Source organism: Pseudomonas sp. PME37.24/025 (assembly GCF_055556615.1).
The window spans coordinates 121,608-138,969 of the sequence record NZ_JBVHNK010000002.1 but is presented as its reverse complement, the minus strand read 5'-3'; the positions used below and the strand labels follow the sequence as shown (position 1 = coordinate 138,969).

The window sequence follows — 17,362 nt, the reverse complement described above, 5'->3', positions numbered from 1 at the left end:
GACAGGCCCGTAGGAATATCGACCTTTAAGGGAAAAGCTTAAAAAATAGTTGGTGTATGCGTAGGTAAAGGCCGATAGCGCCGGTAAATCCCCTACAAAACCTGTCCATTTGCGCCACCTTGCGACGCCTCGCCGCGGCCCTCTATAGTTTTCGTCGCGGCTGAAAATATTGTGTCGGCCTGCTGGCGAGACTGCCCGACTTCCCATAGGACTGACCTCGATGAACACGTTCCACCCGTTAACAGACCGCTATCGCCCGCTCAAAACCAGCTACAGCGATACCCCCGTATTGGTCATCGACACCGAAGCCGATCCTCACGAGATTCTCGACGCCTCCCTGCAACGCATCCGCGCCGCCAGCGACCTGCTCGAAACACTCTATTGCCTGTGCTTCAAACAGGCCGACGTGAAAGACACTCCCAATATCGTCAACGCACTTTACTTACTGACCCAAGATGGCTGCGAACTTCTTGAAGTCGCCAAACAGCGAATTAAATAAAATACCAACAACTAAAAACCTTACAGAAATAGCAACAACTCATCACTTCACTATTTAAACAACACAAACTAACGTGCCAGCTCTTACATCAAAAAAGAGCAACACAAATGACGGTACTAACTATTTTTTTCTGTGGCACTGGCTCAACCAAATTTGACGACACCAGCGCAAATTACTGGGACGGCGAACTGGTGTCGACACTCGCATCCCACCATCTCGGCCGTGAGTTTGCCGAATGGATCGTGGTCGACGGCCCGGGCAGCGGTAACCTGCAAGCCGACGATCTCTTTACCAAGACCAAGGAGTACGGCCTCAGCGGCACACTGTTCGGCAAAGGCTGGGAGCAAAACGTCCAGCACGCGATCAACATCATCAAAGGCCAGTGCGACTGGCAGCGCGAGCAACTGACCGAAGCCGAATACAACCGCCTGAAGGCGGCCGGCATCCCCATCGAAGACGTGAAAGTTGAAGGCTCGTGGTTCTGGCGCAAATACAACTATGGCGATCGCAGCGTGACCCAGCAGGCGTTGCAAGAACAGATCATCAAAACCTTCCGCAAGGACGGTATTATTCCCACCCACGTAAACCTGGTGGGCTGGAGCCGCGGCGGCATTAGTTGCCACATGCTGGCCAACGCCATGTTCAAGGACAGCGAACTTAAAAACATCCCGGTTAATATCTTCGCGATTGATCCAGTGCCTGGCACTGGCAACTTTCAGGATGACAAGGTCAAACTCGGCGGCAACGTCAAAGAGTATGTAGGTTTCTATGCCCGAGACGAACGCTCGAAAGGTTTCAGCTGCGTTATTCCGCAAACCGCCACCGGCACCAAAACCCACATTTACCCCATGGCCGGTCGTCACGCCACCTTGGTTGGCAATGCCTCCCCCGACGGCGTCAACGGCCCGAAAACCCTGGCCGAGCCAGGCCGGTTCGTCCGCCACTTTGCCGAAGTTTGCCTCAAGCGTTGGGGCGTGCAACTGGACAAGTCATTGAACCTGACCCCTGCCGCTCTGGAGAACCTCGGCAAAGCCATGGTCGACAACGAAGCGAAGTACCGACTGATGCACAACTACTCCTACACCTACTTCACCGAGCTGGATCAAGGCGAACGCTACGTTTCGCTGGGCAGCCAAGGGGTCAACTTCTCGGCGGTGAAAGGCACGATCTATACGCCGGCGACTGGGCTGACGACTAACGTGCTGGATGTTGCGGCGTATCGGCATATTTGTTGAGGTGATGGGCGCGGGACGGCAGAAAAATACGAGAAATTGCGTCGCAGAAAATTCCTATAGAAACGGCCTAACCAAGGCTCATCCGGTTCCTACAAGCGGGGACTCCTTGTCGTCTATCGCTGCCCGGTGCTCGCACCTATAGTCGTGACTGTTGCTGCCAAATCAGCGACACGGGCTTGGTCACCCGAATAGAGAACTCATTTCGCTTCCGTTGTATGCTGCGGCACCTCAAGTGCTGCACGCTATATGGTGGCTGTGTTCGGGACGCCTTCGGGCGTACCGGCAAAGTGAGTTCTCACCGGTTTGACCAACCCGAACACAGTCCGCCTCCCATCGCTTGGTCACGATGGCGGCGGTTTCTCCCGATGCGCTTGAGAATTCTCACTATGAATAAATGGAATCCGCTAACAAATATTCGCTACATCCCTCTCAACACCAATCTCACCGATTCCCCGCCCCTGATCATCGACACAGAGGCCAACCCCCAAGACATCCTCGAAGCCGCCCTCCAGCGAATCCGAGCCTCCAGTGATCTCCTCAAAACCCTGCACTGCGTTTGCTTCAAACACGGCGACGTCGAAGACATTCCCCACATCACCCATGCGCTCTTCCTCCTGACCCAGGATGGCTGCGACCTACTGAAAGTCGCCCAGCAACGCATGATGAACTGGAAAGCGCCTGCCTGACGCCGAGTGAACAGATCGTTCCCACGTCTTGCGTGAGAACGATCAACTGAATAGATGAATGAAAGCCGTCATCGAACACTGGAGATAACCATGAGCAAGTTTTTTGAGGAGCTAATGGGAAGCGTGCAACAGATGAATGAGATCTTACGCGGTGAGCGTGAGCCTTCCCGCGAATTCCATGTTGATGCGTCGCAAGTCCAAGAGATTCGTAAGGCTACCGATCTGACTCAGGCCAAGTTCGCAGCGTTGATTGACGACCGATTCGCCGCAAAGTCAGGCTTAATCAACCTCATCGATATACACCCAACGGTAGATGCACCATGAACCTCGCCCCCAACTTCCCAAACGACCACGCCATGCACCTGCTCATGCAGCTGCTGCATGAAGAACTCGGCCTGCCTGAACGCAAAGCGCTCAGCCTCAGCACCTCGATCAATTTCGACCTCGGTTGCGACGGCGCCGATGCGCGGCATTTGATGGAAGCGCTGGAAGAACAGTTTGGGATCGACTTCGTTGATTACGACGCCTATCGCTACTTTCAGCCGGAAGGGTTTGATGTGTTCCTCAAACGCAGGGCGAAGGGTCGAGGCGACAAAATCCCACTGACCATTGGCATGCTTTACCAAGCGATCAAGGTGCAACGGTGGGATACAAAAGCTCTGGAAAAGATCTAGCCGACCGCTTAAGTGGCAATATTCTGGCTGTTTTTAACGATTTAAGTTGGAATAATGGCAGTTCACTAATCCGAATCCCATGTATACCAGGAGCGTTCGTCCTGGCAGAGAGAGTCTTGCTACACGTTGGGGCAACCCAGCAAATCACCACATAAGTGCTATTATTCTGGCAGTTAAAGCCTGAAAACGAAGGAATAATGGCACATGGCTAAAAAAACAGCCCCCCTGCTGCCGGCTGCATCCAGGTTGCTCGCCGAGTTTGGCGAACGACTCAAACTCGCTCGGCTACGTCGCAAGCTGACAGCCAAGCAAGTGGCTGAGAGAGCAGGTATGTCGCTGACAACGCTGCGCTCATTGGAGTCCGGCGGCTCGGGCGTGACGATGGGCGCCTATATGTCCGTGATGCAGGTTTTGGGCCTGGAGAAAGATTTGAGCAAGCTCGCAGCAACGGATGAGTTGGGACGCCAACTGCAAGACGCGCAATTAACCCCACGATCGAGCGCCGCATCCAGTAAACGCCAACGAGTGCGCAACGTGGCCCCAACGAAAGCATCGTCACCCATTCAGGACCGGACGACGCAAGCACCGGAAAGCCCCATCTCCGATTCGGATCTTGAGGTTGATTTCCCATTGAACACCCACTCTTTTTCCAACTTGTTTACCAAGAAAAAATCTAAACCTGAGACGGATTAAAAATGACACTGATCGCGGTGTATGCCGATTGGGAAACCCTGCAAAGACCAAGGCGTCTTGGGTTTCTTCATGCCGGAAAGGCTCGCGCCACTAACGTGTTCGAGTTTGAGTACGACACTGCGGCTTTGGCCGATCCCGAGTTGAATTTCACGACGCTGGATCCTCGTATCAGGCTCTTCGAAGGGCGACAGTTCCCAGGACAGCACCAGACCCGCTTCGGCGTTTTTGCTGACTCAAGCCCGGATCGTTGGGGTCAACTGCTGATGAAACGCCGATTGGAACGGGACATCCGCGACGGCTTGGTCCCGAAGGGTACCAAGCTCTATGAATCGGATTTCCTGTTAGGCGTTCATGACCTCTATCGAGTCGGTGCTATTCGTTACAAGCTCAATGACGAAGGCAATTTTCTGGATGATCGAGATGGATTGGCGGCGCCTCCCTTTGTCGAATTACGTGCGTTGGAGCAGGCAAGTCGAGAACTGGAAAACGATCCAGACAACACCTCACTCGATGGGCGCGAGTGGCTGAGAATGTTGATCGCACCCGGTGGTTCATTGGGCGGTGCCAGGCCAAAGGCCAGTGTTGCTGACAAGAATGGTCATCTGTGGATCGCCAAGTTTCCGAGCACTCGGGACGACTATGACGTCGGCGGATGGGAATTCGTGGTGAGTGTTCTGGCGAATCAATGCGGTCTGCGGGTGGCGAAGGGTATTGCGCAACGCTACGCGAGCGACCACCACTGCTTCATGGTCAAGCGCTTCGACCGTACCGAAACGGGTGGGCGACTACATTTCGCCTCAGCCATGACCATGACTGACCGCGTAGACGGTGACGATGCATCGGTGGGCGCCAGCTATCTAGAGCTGGCAGAAGTACTCATGGAGCACGGCTCAGAACCCGACGAAGATCTTCGCGAGTTGTGGTCGCGCATCGTGTTCAACATCCTGGTCTCCAATACCGACGACCACATGCGTAACCATGGCTTTCTTCTTGATCCCGGTCGTGGGTGGCGTCTCTCTGATGCCTACGACATGAATCCGGTAGCACACGCCGATGGGTTAAAGCTCAACATTACAGATGCCGACAATGCTTTGGATCTCGAACTTGTTCGCGAAGTGGCCGGGTACTTTCGGGTTAGCCGTGATGATGCGGAAGAGACTATTGAGAGTTTCCAAGAGATCGTGGGTCAGTGGGCAAAAGTAGCCAGTGCGGCAGGGCTGTCGAAGCGTGAACAAGACAATATGTCTACTGCATTTCGACTGTCTACCAAGTGACCCTGTATTGCTTGTCTTTCGCCCACAAAAAAGCCGCCTCAAAGGGCGGCTTCTTCATTCGCTAAACAAAGCCCTACAGCTTAGGCCCAGCAGCCTTGATCGCATCGCTCACTTCAAACTTTTTAAAGTTCTCAACAAACAACCCAGCCAGTGCTTTCGCGGCTTCATCATAAGCAGCCTTGTCAGCCCAGGTATTACGTGGGTTCAACAGGCCAGTCTCAACGCCCGGCACAGCCAACGGCACGTCCAGGTTGATGGTGTCCAGGTGCTCAGTCTCAGTACCGATCAACGCACCGCTCTGGATCGCTGCAATCACGCCACGAGTGGTCGGGATGTTGAAGCGTTTGCCGACGCCGTAACCGCCGCCGGTCCAGCCGGTGTTGACCAGGTAGACCTTGGAGCCGAAGCCGCGGATGCGTTTGATCAGCAGTTCTGCGTATTCGCCAGCCGGACGCGGGAAGAATGGTGCGCCGAAGCAGGTGGAGAAGGTCGACTTGATGCCGCTGCCGGAACCCATTTCGGTCGAGCCCACCAGTGCGGTGTAGCCAGACAGGAAGTGGTAAGCCGCTTGTTCTTCGTTGAGGATCGATACTGGCGGCAGAACGCCGGTCAGGTCGCAGGTCAGGAAGATCACAGCGTTCGGCTCGCCACCGAGGTTCTTCTCGGAACGCTTGGCAACGTGCTCCAGCGGGTACGCGGCGCGGCTGTTCTGGGTCAGGCTGACATCGGCGTAGTCGGCGTGCTTGGCGTCATCGATAACGACGTTTTCCAGGACAGCGCCGTGCTTGATGGCTTTCCAGATGACCGGCTCGTTCTTCTCGGACAGGTCGATGCACTTGGCATAGCAACCGCCTTCGATGTTGAACACCACGCCCTCGCCCCAGCCGTGCTCGTCGTCACCGATCAGGTAACGGCTTTCATCGGCGGACAGGGTGGTTTTGCCGGTGCCGGACAAACCGAAGAACAGGGTCACGTCGCCCGCTTCGCCGATGTTGGCGGCGCAGTGCATTGGCAACACGTCGGCGGCCGGCAGCAGGAAGTTCTGCACCGAGAACATGGCTTTCTTCATTTCGCCGGCGTAACGCATGCCCGCCAGCAGCACTTTCTTCTGGGCGAAGTTGATGATCACGCAGCCGTCGGAGTTGGTGCCGTCACGCTCTGGCACGCACTCGAAGTTGGCGACGTTGAGGACTTGCCACTCGTCACGGCCGGCCGGGTTGTACTGGGCCGGGTTGATGAACAGGCAACGACCGAACAGGTTCTGCCAGGCAGTCTGGGTGGTCATTTTCACGGCCAGGTAATGCTCTTCAGCCGAACCTACGTGGACATGGGAAACGAAATGCTCTTGCGCGTTGTTGAAGGCCTCGACGCGAGCCCACAGGGCGTCGAACTTGTCGGCCGGGAACTTGCGGTTGATCGGGCCCCAGGCGATGGCGTCCTGGGTGGTCGGCTCTTCAACGATGAAACGATCGACTGGCGAACGGCCGGTACGGTGACCGGTGCGAACAACCAGCGCGCCGGTATCGGCAAGCTCGCCCTCACCGCGACTCAGGGCTTCTTTAACCAGATCATCAACACTCAGATCGGTGTACACGGCGTTATTGGCTTGCGTCATGAGGTTCCCCGTCGGCCAGTGGCCGAGTGCTCCAAACGTTTTGTAGTAGAAAGTCGTGCACTACTACCGCGAAAAAAGTGGGCCGGATTATGCCAGAAAAGCCCAAAAAGTGTAGGGCCCTCCCGTCAGAACGGCGTTATTCCGGCGCTAAGCAGTGAATTTACCTGCGCTGAAACGTTTTAGTGACGGGTATCTGACGGCGTATCGACCCCTGCACCAGCGAACAATTGGGTGATATCGGCCGCGTCGAACAGGTAACGTTCGTTGCAAAACTGACAATCGATCTCCACTGCGCCACCGTGTTCGATGACCAGTGCCTGAGCATCATCCAGACCCAAACTGACCAACGCATTGCCCGAGCGTTCCCGAGAGCAGCTGCAATGGAAACGTAAGTGCTGCACGTCAAACAGGCGCACCTGCTCTTCATGATAGAGGCGATGGAGCACGGTTTCGTTGTCCAGGCTCAGCAATTCATCGGCCGTCAGCGTGCTGGCCAGGGCGGTGATGTGCTGCCAGCTGGCGGCACGTTCTTCTTCGTCTTTCAGACGGTCGGCAGGCAACTGCTGCAGCAACAGGCCACGGGCACGACGGCCATCGGCGTAGAGCCAGAAGCGCGTGCCGACCTGCTGAGACATGACGAAGTAGTTAGTGAAGCACTCCGAGAGAGTTTCGCCGTCGAGGTCGACGATGCCTTGGTAACGCTGGCCCTGAGTCGGGTCGACGGTCAGCGCCAGCACACCATTGGGCATCAGGTCGGCGAGGGTCGCATCGGGGGCGATCTGGTCGGCTTCGTAACGAGCCAGCCCACGGATTTCGCGCTCGCTGGAGCACTCGATCATGAGCAGCGGCACCGGGCCTTCGGAACGGGCCTGAAGAATCAGCAAGCCATCGAACTTCAAGGTGCCAACCAACAACGCTGCCGCCGCCATCAGCTCGCCCAGCAGTTGCGCGACCGGCTCCGGATAGGCGTGTTTGGCGAGGACTTCGGCATAGCTACGCTCCAACCCAACCAGCTCGCCGCGGGTGTCGCTGTCATCGAAGATGAAGCGTTGGGTGTAGTCGTTATCCGATAGATTGGTCATAGGTCTGGGTATCTGAAAGGGTGACAAAAAATGAAAATCGCGTCATTTCCGCATTTTTGGGCGGGCAAGGTTCAGCCGTAACGGCATTTTATGAACAATCCGGGGTTGTTCCAAGCAAGGTCAAACCCCGGTTTTCGACGAACGGCATTTTCACTTTGCCGCTGTCGAGTACACCCATATGGCTGCACAGGTGCGCGATTGCAAGTCTGTCTCGCCGGCGGTCACTACTCGTCGTTGCTGTTTCCGCGAAACTTGAACAGATCCCGGCGCTGCTTCTTGCTCGGTTTGCCATCGGTGCTCACGCCCAACGCCCCGGCCTTGCGCATGGCCGCTGCCGCTTCACGTTTGGCGATGCTGGCTTCGGTTTCAGCATAGAGAGCCTGAGCCTCCGGCGCGCCACGGCGCACGATCGACAGCGCCTGGACCACCACCGTGCGCTCCTCGAAACCGGTGCGAATCTGAAACTCGTCGCCAACCCTCGGCTCCTTGCCCGACTTGCAGCGCTCGCCCCGGCAATGCACCTTGCCACTCTCAATCGCGGCCTTGGCCAAGGCACGTGTTTTATAAAAACGCGCGGCCCACAACCATTTATCGAGACGGACCTTGTCGTCCTCTTCGCTTTTTTGTGCCATCGGATGACCTCATTCTGAAATATCGATGAACTGTACTACCGTTTCTGTCGTGCCATGAATCACCACGCTGTGGATTAGAATGCAGGCATTCCCGCCAGTGAGGGATGGAAATCCAGACAGTAGATATCTGTCGCCTTTTACCCATTATTCTGCGTGAATACCGCGAATTCAGCCGCACGCGACCAGAGCGGTTTTTACCGATTGAGCACTTTTGAAGACATTTGATCATTTGACCGTTATCGGTCTGCGCGAGTGGGTGGCGCTCCCGGATTTGGGAGTCGCGGGCCTTCGCGCAAAAATCGACACCGGCGCCAGCACCTCCAGCCTGCACGCCACCGATATCGAGCCGTTCGAGCGCGATGGGGAACAGTGGGTGCGTTTTACCGCGCACCTGGGCACCGTAGTGCAACTGCGGCACCGGCGTTGCGAAGCTCCGCTGGTAACGAGGAAAACCATTAAAAGCTCCAATGGCCACGCGCAGATGCGCTATGTGGTCAGCACCACCCTGGCCCTCGGTGATCGGGTCTGGCGGGTCGAGTTCACCCTCGCCTGCCGCAAGTCCATGCGATATCGCCTGTTACTCGGTTCCAAAGCCCTGATCGACGGCCAGTTGGTGGTCAATCCGGGCATTAAATATGTACAAGACAAGCCGGTGTTCCCGGTATCTACCTTCTCCACAGGTGTTGCATGAAGATCGCTGTGCTGTCGCGGAACCCGCGTCTGTATTCCACCCGTCGTCTGGTCGAAGCCGGTATAGAGCGTGGCCATGAAATGGTGGTGATCGACACCTTGCGCGCCTACATGAACATTGCCAGTCACAAGCCGCAAATCCACTACCGCGGCAAACCGCTGGAGGGTTTCGATGCGGTGATCCCGCGGATCGGCGCGTCGGTAACGTTTTATGGCTGCGCGGTGCTGCGCCAGTTCGAAATGATGGGGGTGTTTCCGCTCAACGAATCGGTCGCCATCGCCCGTTCGCGAGACAAACTGCGTTCGCTGCAATTGCTGTCGCGTCGGGGAATCGGCTTGCCGGTCACCGGTTTTGCCCACTCCCCGGATGACATTCCCGACTTGATCGAGATGGTCAACGGCGCGCCGCTGGTGATCAAGGTGCTGGAAGGTACCCAGGGCATCGGCGTGGTGCTGTGTGAAACGGCGACGGCGGCGGAATCGGTGATCGAGGCGTTCATGGGCCTGAAGCAGAACATCATGGTTCAGGAATACATCAAGGAGGCCGGCGGTGCGGACATTCGTTGTTTCGTGGTCGGCGACAAGGTCATCGCGGCGATGAAGCGCCAGGCCAAGCCGGGGGAGTTTCGCTCCAACCTGCATCGCGGTGGCAGTGCGAGCCTGATCAAGATTACGCCGGAAGAACGCATGACTGCGTTGCGTGCGGCGAAGGTCATGGGGTTGGCGGTGGCGGGGGTGGATATCCTGCGCTCCAATCATGGGCCGCTGGTGATGGAAGTGAACTCGTCGCCGGGTCTGGAAGGGATTGAAACCACCACCGGGAAAAATGTGGCGGGGATCATCATTGAGCATCTGGAGAAGAATGGCGGGCCGAATATGACTCGGACCAAAGGGAAGGGTTGAGGCTTACCCGGTCCCTCTGGCGAGGGAGCTTGCTCCCGCTGGAGGCCGAAGGACTCCCGATTCCGGCAACCGTGTTCTTTTATTGAAATACGGTTGCCGGATTTTGCGGCTGCTGCGCAACCGAGCGGGAGCAAGCTCCCTCGCCACAGAGGTTGTGTACGGCGCTTAGACAGCATCCCGCGGCAACATCAACCCAAGCGGCAACCGCACCCGCGCTTCCAGCCCACCACCGGAGCGGTTGCGCAGCTCGACATTCCCGCCATGCATCGAAGCGATCCGCTTCACGATCGCCAACCCCAACCCGGTCCCCTTCCCGCCCCGGGCCCGATCGCCACGAGTGAACGGGTTGAAGATCGCCTCCAGTTCCGACGGATCGATCCCCGCGCCACGGTCCATGACGCTCAGCACCACATACGGTGCACTGGTATCTCCGGACACATAAGCCGCCACTTCGACGCCGCTGCCGGCGTGATGCAGAGCATTGCCGATCAGGTTGTTCAGCAACCGCTTCATCGACACCCGACGCAACGGGAACGGCTGGATTGGTTCCAGGCGCAGGTGCACTTTCTCTTCGTTCTGGTTGTACGGCGCGGCGACTTCGCGAACCAGATCGCTCAGGTCCACTTCTTCCACCGACTCGTCACGTCCGTCACGAATGAACGCCAGGAACTGATCCAGAATCGCGTCCATGTCTTCGATGTCGCGGATCATGTCGTCTGTCAGGTCACTGTGATCGCCCATCAGCTCCAGGGATAGTCGCAAACGGGTCAGTGGCGTGCGTAGATCGTGAGAGACCCCGGCCAGCATCAGTTCGCGTTCGCGCCCCGCCTGTTCGACGTCTTCAGCCATTTGGTTGAAGGCGCGATAAACCTCGGTCATCTCGCTCGGTGTATCGCTGATCGGCAGGCGTACGCTGCGGCCCTGACCCAGTTGCCTCGCGGCATAGACCAGACGTTTCAGCGGTTGATTGAGCTGGCTGACGAAGATCCACGCCGAGGCGGTGGACAGCAGACCAATGGCGAGGAACCAGCCGAGCACGTTCCAGATTTTCTGGCCGCGCAATGGGTGCGGATACAGCGGTACTTTCAGCCAGCCTTCACCCAGGCTCGGAGCACGAACCCACAGTGCCGGGGGAGAATGCATGCGTAGTCGCACTTCGGTGTCCGGCCCCAACTCGGTCTGCATCTGTCGCTGGTAAATCTCACTGTAGGGCCAATGTTGCTCGCCTTCCGGGACACCGGCGCCCACTACCCGAATCAGGGGTGCACTATCGGCAATCTTTGCGCGGTTCTCTTCATCAGCCGCCCAGTAGGCACGCAGCACCAGGGCGACACCGTGACTGTATTGGCGATCCACCAGCACATCTTCGTTCATCAACAGATAAACCAGGGTCAGCGCCTTGGAGAACAGGACGACGATCAGCACCAGCCACAGGGTGCGGGAGAAGAAGCTCTGGGGGAACCAAACAGGGGTTTTCATGGGTAACCGCTACACACTTGCAGGAGCGAGCGATGCTCGCATATTGCGGATCGCGAGTCTGCGGGAAAGGTCATCTGACCCATTACCCGCAAGACCCGCTCCTACAAATCACCGATCACTTCGTGGCGGCGCCATCCGGAACGAACACGTAACCCACGCCCCAGACGGTCTGGATGTAGCGTGGTTTGGATGGATCGGGTTCGATCATCCGGCGCAGACGGGAAATCTGCACGTCGATGGAACGCTCCAGGGCATCCCACTCGCGGCCACGGGCCAGGTTCATCAGTTTGTCGCGGGTCAGTGGCTGACGCGCGTTCATGACCAACGCCTTGAGCACCGCAAACTCACCGGTGGTGAGCATATGCACTTCGTCGCCGCGCTTGAGTTCGCGAGTGGCCAGGGACAGTTCGTAGTCACCGAAGGTCACGCTTTCGTCTTCGCTGCCCGGTGCGCCTGGCACTGGTGCCGCCTGACGCCGCAGAACCGCTTTGACCCGCGCCATCAGCTCGTCCGGGTTGAACGGCTTGGCCAGGTAATCGTCGGCGCCCAGTTCCAGGCCCTTGATGCGGCTAAGCTCATCGCCCTTGGCGGTCAGCATGATGATTGGAATCTGATTGTTCGCCGTGCGCAGGCGGCGGCAAGCGGTCAGGCCGTCTTCGCCGGGCAGCATCAGGTCGAGGACGACCAGGTTGAACACCTCACGCGCCAGCAGGCGGTCCATTTGTTCGGTGTTCGGTACGGCGCGGGCACGGTAGCCCTTGCTGACGAAAAAGCGTTCCAGCAGGCTGCTCAGCCCAGGATCGTCGTCAACAATAAGAATTTTTTCGCCTTCAGCAATGTTTGCAGTGCTGCTCATTGGATGCTCCTTTGATCTCGGCGCGCATTATGGCGTAGCTGCCGTTATACGCACCGTGTGCATTGTTAGCAGATTTTTCCTTCACCGCCAGAAAACCGGGCATTGTGCCTACAACCAGCGATGCCCCCGAATGGATAGAACGCTGGTTATAATGCGCGGCCTTTTGTGTCAGGCAACGTCTGATCGTTACTGCAAGCAGCCGCTTTTTTTTCATGGCGCTGGCAGTAATTGTTCGATTTCACGGGTCAACGGGAAGCCCGTTGGCTCAGGTAGCGGCGCACGCCAGGCCGCTCAACCAGACTCGCCGAGCCCTTATCTCTGCGCCTGCGAGCCTGCTTTCACAATTTGTCAGGTGGTTTTATGGACAGCATCAACAGCCGCATCGCCGAGGAACTCGGCGTCCGCCCACAACAGGTCGAAGCGGCCGTCGCGCTACTCGATGAAGGCTCTACCGTTCCCTTCATCGCCCGCTACCGGAAAGAAGTGACCGGCAGCCTCGATGACATCCAGTTGCGTCATCTGGAAGAGCGTCTGCGCTACCTGCGAGAACTCGACGAACGGCGGATCAGCATCCTCGCCAGCATTCAAGAGCAGGGCAAACTGACCCCGCAACTCGAACGCGACATCAAACTCGCCGACACCAAGACCCGTCTCGAAGACTTGTACCTGCCGTACAAGCAGAAGCGTCGCACCAAGGGCCAGATCGCCCTGGAAGCCGGCCTCGGCGAGCTGGCCGACGGCCTGTTCAACGACCCGACCCTGACGCCAGACGCTGAAGCCGCGCGCTTCATCGATGCCGAAAAAGGCGTAGCCGATGTGAAGGCTGCCCTCGAAGGCGCCAAATACATCCTGATGGAACGCTTCGCCGAAGACGCCGGCCTGCTGGACAAGCTGCGCAACTACCTCAAGCAGGAAGCCACCCTCAGTGCCCGCGTGATCGCCGGCAAGGAAGAGGAAGGCGCCAAGTTCCGCGACTACTTCGAACACGACGAACCGCTGAAAAGCATGCCATCGCACCGCGCACTGGCGATTTTCCGTGGCCGCAACGAAGGTATTCTCAGCTCCGCGCTGAAAGTCGGCGATGAACTGCCGGGCACCATGCACCCGTGCGAAGGCATGATCGGCCAGCAATTCGGCATTCAGAACCAGAACCGTGCCGCCGACAAATGGCTGGGCGAAGTGGTGCGCTGGACCTGGAAGGTCAAGCTCTACACCCACCTGGAAACCGACCTGCTGGGCGAGCTGCGCGACGGCGCGGAAACCGAAGCGATCAACGTGTTCGCACACAACCTGCACGACTTGCTGCTGTCGGCTCCGGCCGGCCCGCGTGCCACCTTGGGTCTCGACCCGGGCCTGCGCACCGGTTGCAAGGTCGCCGTGGTCGATGCCACCGGCAAGCTGCTGGATCACGCCACGGTTTACCCGCACGTACCGCACAACAAGTGGGACCAGACCCTCGCCGTGCTCGCCGCCCTGTGCGCCAAGCATTCGGTGGACCTGATCGCCATCGGCAATGGCACCGCCAGCCGCGAAACCGATAAGCTCGCTGCTGAGCTGATCAAAAAATACCCAGCGATGAAGATGACTAAAGTCATGGTCTCCGAGGCCGGTGCATCGGTGTACTCGGCGTCGGAACTGGCCTCCAAGGAATTCCCGGACCTCGACGTGTCGATCCGTGGCGCGGTGTCGATTGCCCGTCGCTTGCAGGATCCACTGGCTGAGCTGGTGAAGATCGATCCGAAATCCATCGGCGTCGGCCAGTACCAGCACGACGTGTCGCAGCTGAAACTGGCACGCGGCCTGGACGCGGTGGTCGAGGACTGCGTGAACGCCGTGGGCGTCGACGTCAACACCGCCTCCGTGGCGCTGCTGGCGCGCATCTCTGGCCTCAACGCAACCCTGGCGCAGAACATCGTCAGCCACCGCGACGAGCACGGCGCCTTCAAAACCCGTGCGGCGCTGAAGAAAGTCGCGCGTCTGGGTGAAAAAACCTTCGAACAGGCCGCCGGTTTCCTGCGCGTGATGAACGGCGACAACCCGCTGGACTCGTCCGCGGTTCACCCGGAAGCCTATCCGCTGGTGCAGCGCATTGCCGCTGAAACCGACCGTGATATTCGCTCGCTGATCGGCGACGCGAGCTTCCTCAAGCGCCTCGATCCGAAGAAGTACACCGACGAAACGTTCGGCTTGCCGACAGTCACCGACATCCTGCAAGAGCTGGAAAAACCCGGTCGCGACCCGCGTCCCGAGTTCAAGACCGCCGAGTTCCAGGAAGGCGTCGAAGACCTCAAGGACTTGCAACTGGGGATGATCCTCGAAGGTGTGGTAACGAACGTGACCAACTTCGGCGCCTTCGTCGACATCGGCGTGCATCAGGACGGTTTGGTACACATCTCCGCGCTGTCGGAGAAGTTCATCAAGGATCCGCGCGAAGCGGTGAAGGCCGGTGATGTGGTGAAGGTGAAGGTCATGGAAGTCGACATCCCGCGCAAACGCGTTGGCCTGTCGATGCGCATGAGCGACACCCCGGGCGAGAAGATCGACGGTGCCCGTGGCGCGCGTCCGGGTTCGGCACCACGCCAATCCCAGAACACCGCACCGCGCAAGGAAACCACGGCGGCAGCCCCGGCCAACAACGCCATGGCCTCGCTGTTCGCTAACGCCAAACAGTTGAAAAAACGCTGATGGAGATCCCGGCGGGCTTGACCGAAAGCGCGTTTTTCAAGCTGCTGGGATGTCGCTTGCACAGCCTGGAAACCGGGGTGGCGCAAGTCACCCTGGCGCTTGAGCCAGAACTGCGCAATCGCGGCGGCAAACTGCACGGCGGCGCTTTGTTCAGTCTGGTGGACATCGCCATGGGGCTGGCCTGTTCCAGCACCCACGGCTTTGACCAGCAGAGCGCAACCATCGAGTGCAAGATCAACTACATCCGCGCCGTCGCCGACGGTGAAGTGATGTGCACGGCCCGGGTGATCCACCCGGGCCGCCGCACGCTGGTGGTCGAAGCCGACGTGATGCAAGGCGACAAACTCGTCGCAAAAGCACAAGGCACGTTCGCTGTCCTGTAGCCCCCAATCATCAATTTGAGTTAATTTCGGCGCTGTGACTGCAGCGTCGGAGTTTCCTGTGGGAGCGCCTGTGGCGAGGGGGCTTGCCCCCGTTTGAGTGCGTAGCACTCACACGATCTTGGAACATCAGAGATTTTGGGGCTGCTTCGCAGCCCAACGGGGGCAAGCCCCCTCGCCACAGGCCCGCTCCCACAGGGAATTGCCGCGATCAATCCTTAACTGGCTGGCATCTGTTCTGTGCGGCTCAAAAACCAGGCGAAAACGCCAGTTTTAACTTCACCCTTGTAGACCGTCTTGCCCACCCCCATATTGGGGCGACTGACGCGTGAAGGAATCCAACTTGAGCGAACTTCTCAACCGCCGCCTGGCTCTGCTCGGCGAGCGCGCTAACCTCTCTCTGCTCGAACAGTGCCTTCACGGCATCGAACGTGAATGCCTGCGCGTGACAGGCGAAGGGCGCCTGGCGCAAACGCCGCACCCCGAAGCATTGGGTTCCGCGCTGACCAATGAACAAATCACCACCGACTACTCCGAGTCGCTGCTGGAGTTCATCACGCCAGCCCTGCCAGACCCGGCGGATACCTTGGCGAGCCTCGATAAGATCCATCGGTTTGCCTACAGCAAGCTGGGCAATGAGTACCTGTGGAGTCCATCGATGCCGTGCCCGTTGCCGGCCGAGGAAGACATCCCGATCGCTTATTACGGCACCTCCAACATCGGTCAGCTCAAGTACGTCTATCGCAAGGGCCTGGCTCTGCGTTACGGCAAGACCATGCAGTGCATCGCCGGAATCCACTACAACTTTTCCCTGCCGGAAAAGCTCTGGCCGCTGCTTAAAGAGGCCGAAGGCTTTGTCGGCACCGATCGCGATTATCAGTCGTCGGCCTACATCGCGCTGATCCGCAACTTCCGCCGCTACAGCTGGCTGCTGATGTACCTGTTCGGTGCTTCGCCTGCGCTGGATGCCGGTTTCCTGCGCGGTCGGTCGCATCAGTTGGAACAGCTGGACCCGGACACCTTGTACCTGCCGTACGCCACCAGCCTGCGCATGAGCGATCTGGGTTACCAGAGCAACGCCCAGGCCGGTCTGACGCCGTGCTACAACGATCTGACCAGCTACACCGACAGCCTGCGCAAAGCGGTCGCCACACCCTACCCGCCGTACGTCGAAGTCGGTACGCACCAGGACGGTGAGTGGGTTCAGCTCAACACCAACATCCTGCAGATCGAAAACGAGTACTACTCCAACATCCGTCCGAAACGCGTGACCTACACCGGTGAGCGGCCGATCCAGGCGCTGGTGGCCCGTGGCATTCAGTACGTCGAGGCACGCTGCCTGGATATCAACCCATTCCTGCCGATGGGCATCGACCTCACCGAGTCGCGGTTCCTTGATGCGTTCCTGCTGTACTGCGCGCTGAACGACAGCCCGCTGCTGACCAGTACCAGCTGCGGCAATGCAACGTCGAACTTCCTCAGCGTGGTCAAGGAAGGTCGTCGTCCGGGCCTGCAATTGCAACGCGACGGGCAGCCGGTAGGCCTGAAGGAATGGGCCAGCGAATTGCTGGAAAAGATTGCGCCATTGGCGGCGTTACTGGATCAAAGCCATGGCGGCGAAGCTCATAGCAAGGCACTGGACGCACAACTGGCCAAGGTCCAGGACTCGTCCCTGACGCCATCGGCACAGGTGTTGGCGGCGATGGCCGAGCACAAGGAAAGCTTTGCCCGGTTCTCCTTGCGCCAGAGTCAGGTGCATGCGGAATTTTTCCGTAGCGAGCCGCTTTCAAGCGAAGAACAGGCTAAATTTGAAGAACTGGCGCGCTCGTCGCTGGCTCAACAAGTGGCGCTGGAACAGAACGAAGTCGGCGATTTCGATGTGTTTGTCGGGTCGTATCAGGCGAGTATTCTGGCGATCAGTAATTAGATCGCAAACCTCTGTGGCGAGGGAGCTTGCTCCCGCTCGGCTGCGCAGCAGC

The 17,362-nt window shown here is 58.3% G+C and carries 18 protein-coding genes; 12 read left to right on the top strand and 6 right to left on the bottom strand.

The window, feature by feature from the left end; all coding sequences use genetic code 11:
* Positions 1-220: 220 nt before the first annotated feature.
* The 7 genes from ACZ3HH_RS03825 to ACZ3HH_RS03795 all read left to right on the top strand — a co-directional run bounded on the left by ACZ3HH_RS03825 (position 221) and on the right by ACZ3HH_RS03795 (position 5,061).
* Positions 221-499 (top strand): hypothetical protein, encoded by a 279-nt coding sequence (locus ACZ3HH_RS03825; RefSeq protein WP_465802823.1) that lies wholly within the window; start codon positions 221-223, stop codon positions 497-499.
* Positions 500-606: 107 nt separating this feature from the next.
* Positions 607-1,734 carry a hypothetical protein gene (locus ACZ3HH_RS03820; protein ID WP_465802822.1) on the top strand — a complete coding sequence of 376 codons (1,128 nt, stop codon included), beginning with the start codon at positions 607-609 and terminating at the stop codon, positions 1,732-1,734.
* Between the two features lie 386 nt (positions 1,735-2,120).
* On the top strand, positions 2,121-2,420 hold the full coding sequence (locus ACZ3HH_RS03815) for a hypothetical protein (RefSeq protein ID WP_465802821.1): 300 nt from the start codon (positions 2,121-2,123) through the stop codon (positions 2,418-2,420).
* A gap of 90 nt (positions 2,421-2,510) precedes the next feature.
* Positions 2,511-2,744: a hypothetical protein gene (locus tag ACZ3HH_RS03810; RefSeq protein ID WP_465802820.1), complete on the top strand. Its 234-nt coding sequence runs from the start codon at positions 2,511-2,513 to the stop codon at positions 2,742-2,744.
* Positions 2,741-3,094, top strand: coding sequence for a DUF1493 family protein (locus ACZ3HH_RS03805; RefSeq protein ID WP_465802819.1), 354 nt, complete (start codon positions 2,741-2,743; stop codon positions 3,092-3,094). The genes ACZ3HH_RS03810 and ACZ3HH_RS03805 overlap by 4 nt, the downstream gene beginning before the upstream one ends.
* A 204-nt stretch (positions 3,095-3,298) precedes the next feature.
* Entirely contained in the window at positions 3,299-3,787 is a 489-nt protein-coding gene (locus ACZ3HH_RS03800) for a helix-turn-helix domain-containing protein (protein ID WP_465802818.1), read from the top strand.
* Between the two features lie 2 nt (positions 3,788-3,789).
* Positions 3,790-5,061, top strand: a complete 1,272-nt coding sequence (locus ACZ3HH_RS03795) for a type II toxin-antitoxin system HipA family toxin (protein ID WP_465802817.1) — start codon at positions 3,790-3,792, stop codon at positions 5,059-5,061.
* A 73-nt stretch (positions 5,062-5,134) separates the two neighbouring features.
* Here ACZ3HH_RS03795 and ACZ3HH_RS03790 read toward each other — a convergent pair whose 3' ends face one another.
* The 3 genes from ACZ3HH_RS03790 to ACZ3HH_RS03780 all read right to left on the bottom strand — a co-directional run bounded on the left by ACZ3HH_RS03790 (position 5,135) and on the right by ACZ3HH_RS03780 (position 8,390).
* The gene (locus ACZ3HH_RS03790; RefSeq protein WP_465802816.1) at positions 5,135-6,676 is read right to left on the bottom strand and encodes a phosphoenolpyruvate carboxykinase; all 1,542 of its coding nucleotides are present in this window, start codon (positions 6,674-6,676) and stop codon (positions 5,135-5,137) included.
* A gap of 179 nt (positions 6,677-6,855) precedes the next feature.
* Positions 6,856-7,758 carry an Hsp33 family molecular chaperone HslO gene (hslO, locus tag ACZ3HH_RS03785; RefSeq protein WP_454875665.1) on the bottom strand — a complete coding sequence of 301 codons (903 nt, stop codon included), beginning with the start codon at positions 7,756-7,758 and terminating at the stop codon, positions 6,856-6,858.
* Between the two features lie 224 nt (positions 7,759-7,982).
* Positions 7,983-8,390 carry an RNA-binding S4 domain-containing protein gene (locus tag ACZ3HH_RS03780; protein ID WP_465802815.1) on the bottom strand — a complete coding sequence of 136 codons (408 nt, stop codon included), beginning with the start codon at positions 8,388-8,390 and terminating at the stop codon, positions 7,983-7,985.
* Between the two features lie 211 nt (positions 8,391-8,601).
* Here ACZ3HH_RS03780 and rimB point away from each other — a divergent pair, with 211 nt between their 5' ends.
* Both rimB and rimK read left to right on the top strand, forming a co-directional pair.
* Positions 8,602-9,081: a retropepsin-like aspartic endopeptidase RimB gene (gene rimB / locus ACZ3HH_RS03775; RefSeq protein ID WP_007903080.1), complete on the top strand. Its 480-nt coding sequence runs from the start codon at positions 8,602-8,604 to the stop codon at positions 9,079-9,081.
* The gene (gene rimK, locus ACZ3HH_RS03770; RefSeq protein ID WP_007903081.1) at positions 9,078-9,983 is read left to right on the top strand and encodes a 30S ribosomal protein S6--L-glutamate ligase; all 906 of its coding nucleotides are present in this window, start codon (positions 9,078-9,080) and stop codon (positions 9,981-9,983) included. The genes rimB and rimK overlap by 4 nt, the downstream gene beginning before the upstream one ends.
* Before the next feature lie 165 nt (positions 9,984-10,148).
* On the opposite strand, the gene ACZ3HH_RS03765 is transcribed toward rimK, so the two are convergent.
* The 3 genes from ACZ3HH_RS03765 to ACZ3HH_RS03755 form a co-directional block, all read right to left on the bottom strand.
* Complete coding sequence (locus tag ACZ3HH_RS03765; RefSeq protein WP_414876977.1) at positions 10,149-11,462, bottom strand: ATP-binding protein; 1,314 nt, start codon at positions 11,460-11,462, stop codon at positions 10,149-10,151.
* A 115-nt stretch (positions 11,463-11,577) separates the two neighbouring features.
* Positions 11,578-12,318, bottom strand: coding sequence for an osmolarity response regulator transcription factor OmpR (gene ompR, locus ACZ3HH_RS03760; protein WP_007903084.1), 741 nt, complete (start codon positions 12,316-12,318; stop codon positions 11,578-11,580).
* On the bottom strand, positions 12,293-12,532 hold the full coding sequence (locus tag ACZ3HH_RS03755; RefSeq protein ID WP_465802814.1) for a hypothetical protein: 240 nt from the start codon (positions 12,530-12,532) through the stop codon (positions 12,293-12,295). The genes ompR and ACZ3HH_RS03755 overlap by 26 nt, the downstream gene beginning before the upstream one ends.
* Before the next feature lie 146 nt (positions 12,533-12,678).
* Between ACZ3HH_RS03755 and ACZ3HH_RS03750 the strand changes: the two genes are divergently transcribed.
* The 3 genes from ACZ3HH_RS03750 to gshA all read left to right on the top strand — a co-directional run bounded on the left by ACZ3HH_RS03750 (position 12,679) and on the right by gshA (position 17,310).
* Positions 12,679-15,003: a Tex family protein gene (locus ACZ3HH_RS03750; protein ID WP_465802813.1), complete on the top strand. Its 2,325-nt coding sequence runs from the start codon at positions 12,679-12,681 to the stop codon at positions 15,001-15,003.
* Positions 15,003-15,386, top strand: coding sequence for a PaaI family thioesterase (locus ACZ3HH_RS03745; RefSeq protein WP_465802812.1), 384 nt, complete (start codon positions 15,003-15,005; stop codon positions 15,384-15,386). The genes ACZ3HH_RS03750 and ACZ3HH_RS03745 overlap by 1 nt, the downstream gene beginning before the upstream one ends.
* Positions 15,387-15,726: 340 nt before the next feature.
* On the top strand, positions 15,727-17,310 hold the full coding sequence (gene gshA, locus ACZ3HH_RS03740; protein ID WP_465802811.1) for a glutamate--cysteine ligase: 1,584 nt from the start codon (positions 15,727-15,729) through the stop codon (positions 17,308-17,310).
* Positions 17,311-17,362: the final 52 nt, after the last annotated feature.

Bases quoted from the DNA above. Each gene is read 5' to 3' on its own strand.
- ACZ3HH_RS03825 (WP_465802823.1), top strand. From the start codon at position 221: ATGAACACGTTCCACCCGTTAACAGACCGCTATCGCCCGCTCAAAACC.
- ACZ3HH_RS03820 (WP_465802822.1), top strand. From the start codon at position 607: ATGACGGTACTAACTATTTTTTTCTGTGGCACTGGCTCAACCAAATTT.
- ACZ3HH_RS03815 (WP_465802821.1), top strand. From the start codon at position 2,121: ATGAATAAATGGAATCCGCTAACAAATATTCGCTACATCCCTCTCAAC.
- ACZ3HH_RS03810 (WP_465802820.1), top strand. From the start codon at position 2,511: ATGAGCAAGTTTTTTGAGGAGCTAATGGGAAGCGTGCAACAGATGAAT.
- ACZ3HH_RS03805 (WP_465802819.1), top strand. From the start codon at position 2,741: ATGAACCTCGCCCCCAACTTCCCAAACGACCACGCCATGCACCTGCTC.
- ACZ3HH_RS03800 (WP_465802818.1), top strand. From the start codon at position 3,299: ATGGCTAAAAAAACAGCCCCCCTGCTGCCGGCTGCATCCAGGTTGCTC.
- ACZ3HH_RS03795 (WP_465802817.1), top strand. From the start codon at position 3,790: ATGACACTGATCGCGGTGTATGCCGATTGGGAAACCCTGCAAAGACCA.
- ACZ3HH_RS03790 (WP_465802816.1), bottom strand. From the start codon at position 6,676: ATGACGCAAGCCAATAACGCCGTGTACACCGATCTGAGTGTTGATGAT.
- hslO (WP_454875665.1), bottom strand. From the start codon at position 7,758: ATGACCAATCTATCGGATAACGACTACACCCAACGCTTCATCTTCGAT.
- ACZ3HH_RS03780 (WP_465802815.1), bottom strand. From the start codon at position 8,390: ATGGCACAAAAAAGCGAAGAGGACGACAAGGTCCGTCTCGATAAATGG.
- rimK (WP_007903081.1), top strand. From the start codon at position 9,078: ATGAAGATCGCTGTGCTGTCGCGGAACCCGCGTCTGTATTCCACCCGT.
- ACZ3HH_RS03765 (WP_414876977.1), bottom strand. From the start codon at position 11,462: ATGAAAACCCCTGTTTGGTTCCCCCAGAGCTTCTTCTCCCGCACCCTG.
- ompR (WP_007903084.1), bottom strand. From the start codon at position 12,318: ATGAGCAGCACTGCAAACATTGCTGAAGGCGAAAAAATTCTTATTGTT.
- ACZ3HH_RS03755 (WP_465802814.1), bottom strand. From the start codon at position 12,532: ATGAAAAAAAAGCGGCTGCTTGCAGTAACGATCAGACGTTGCCTGACA.
- ACZ3HH_RS03750 (WP_465802813.1), top strand. From the start codon at position 12,679: ATGGACAGCATCAACAGCCGCATCGCCGAGGAACTCGGCGTCCGCCCA.
- ACZ3HH_RS03745 (WP_465802812.1), top strand. From the start codon at position 15,003: ATGGAGATCCCGGCGGGCTTGACCGAAAGCGCGTTTTTCAAGCTGCTG.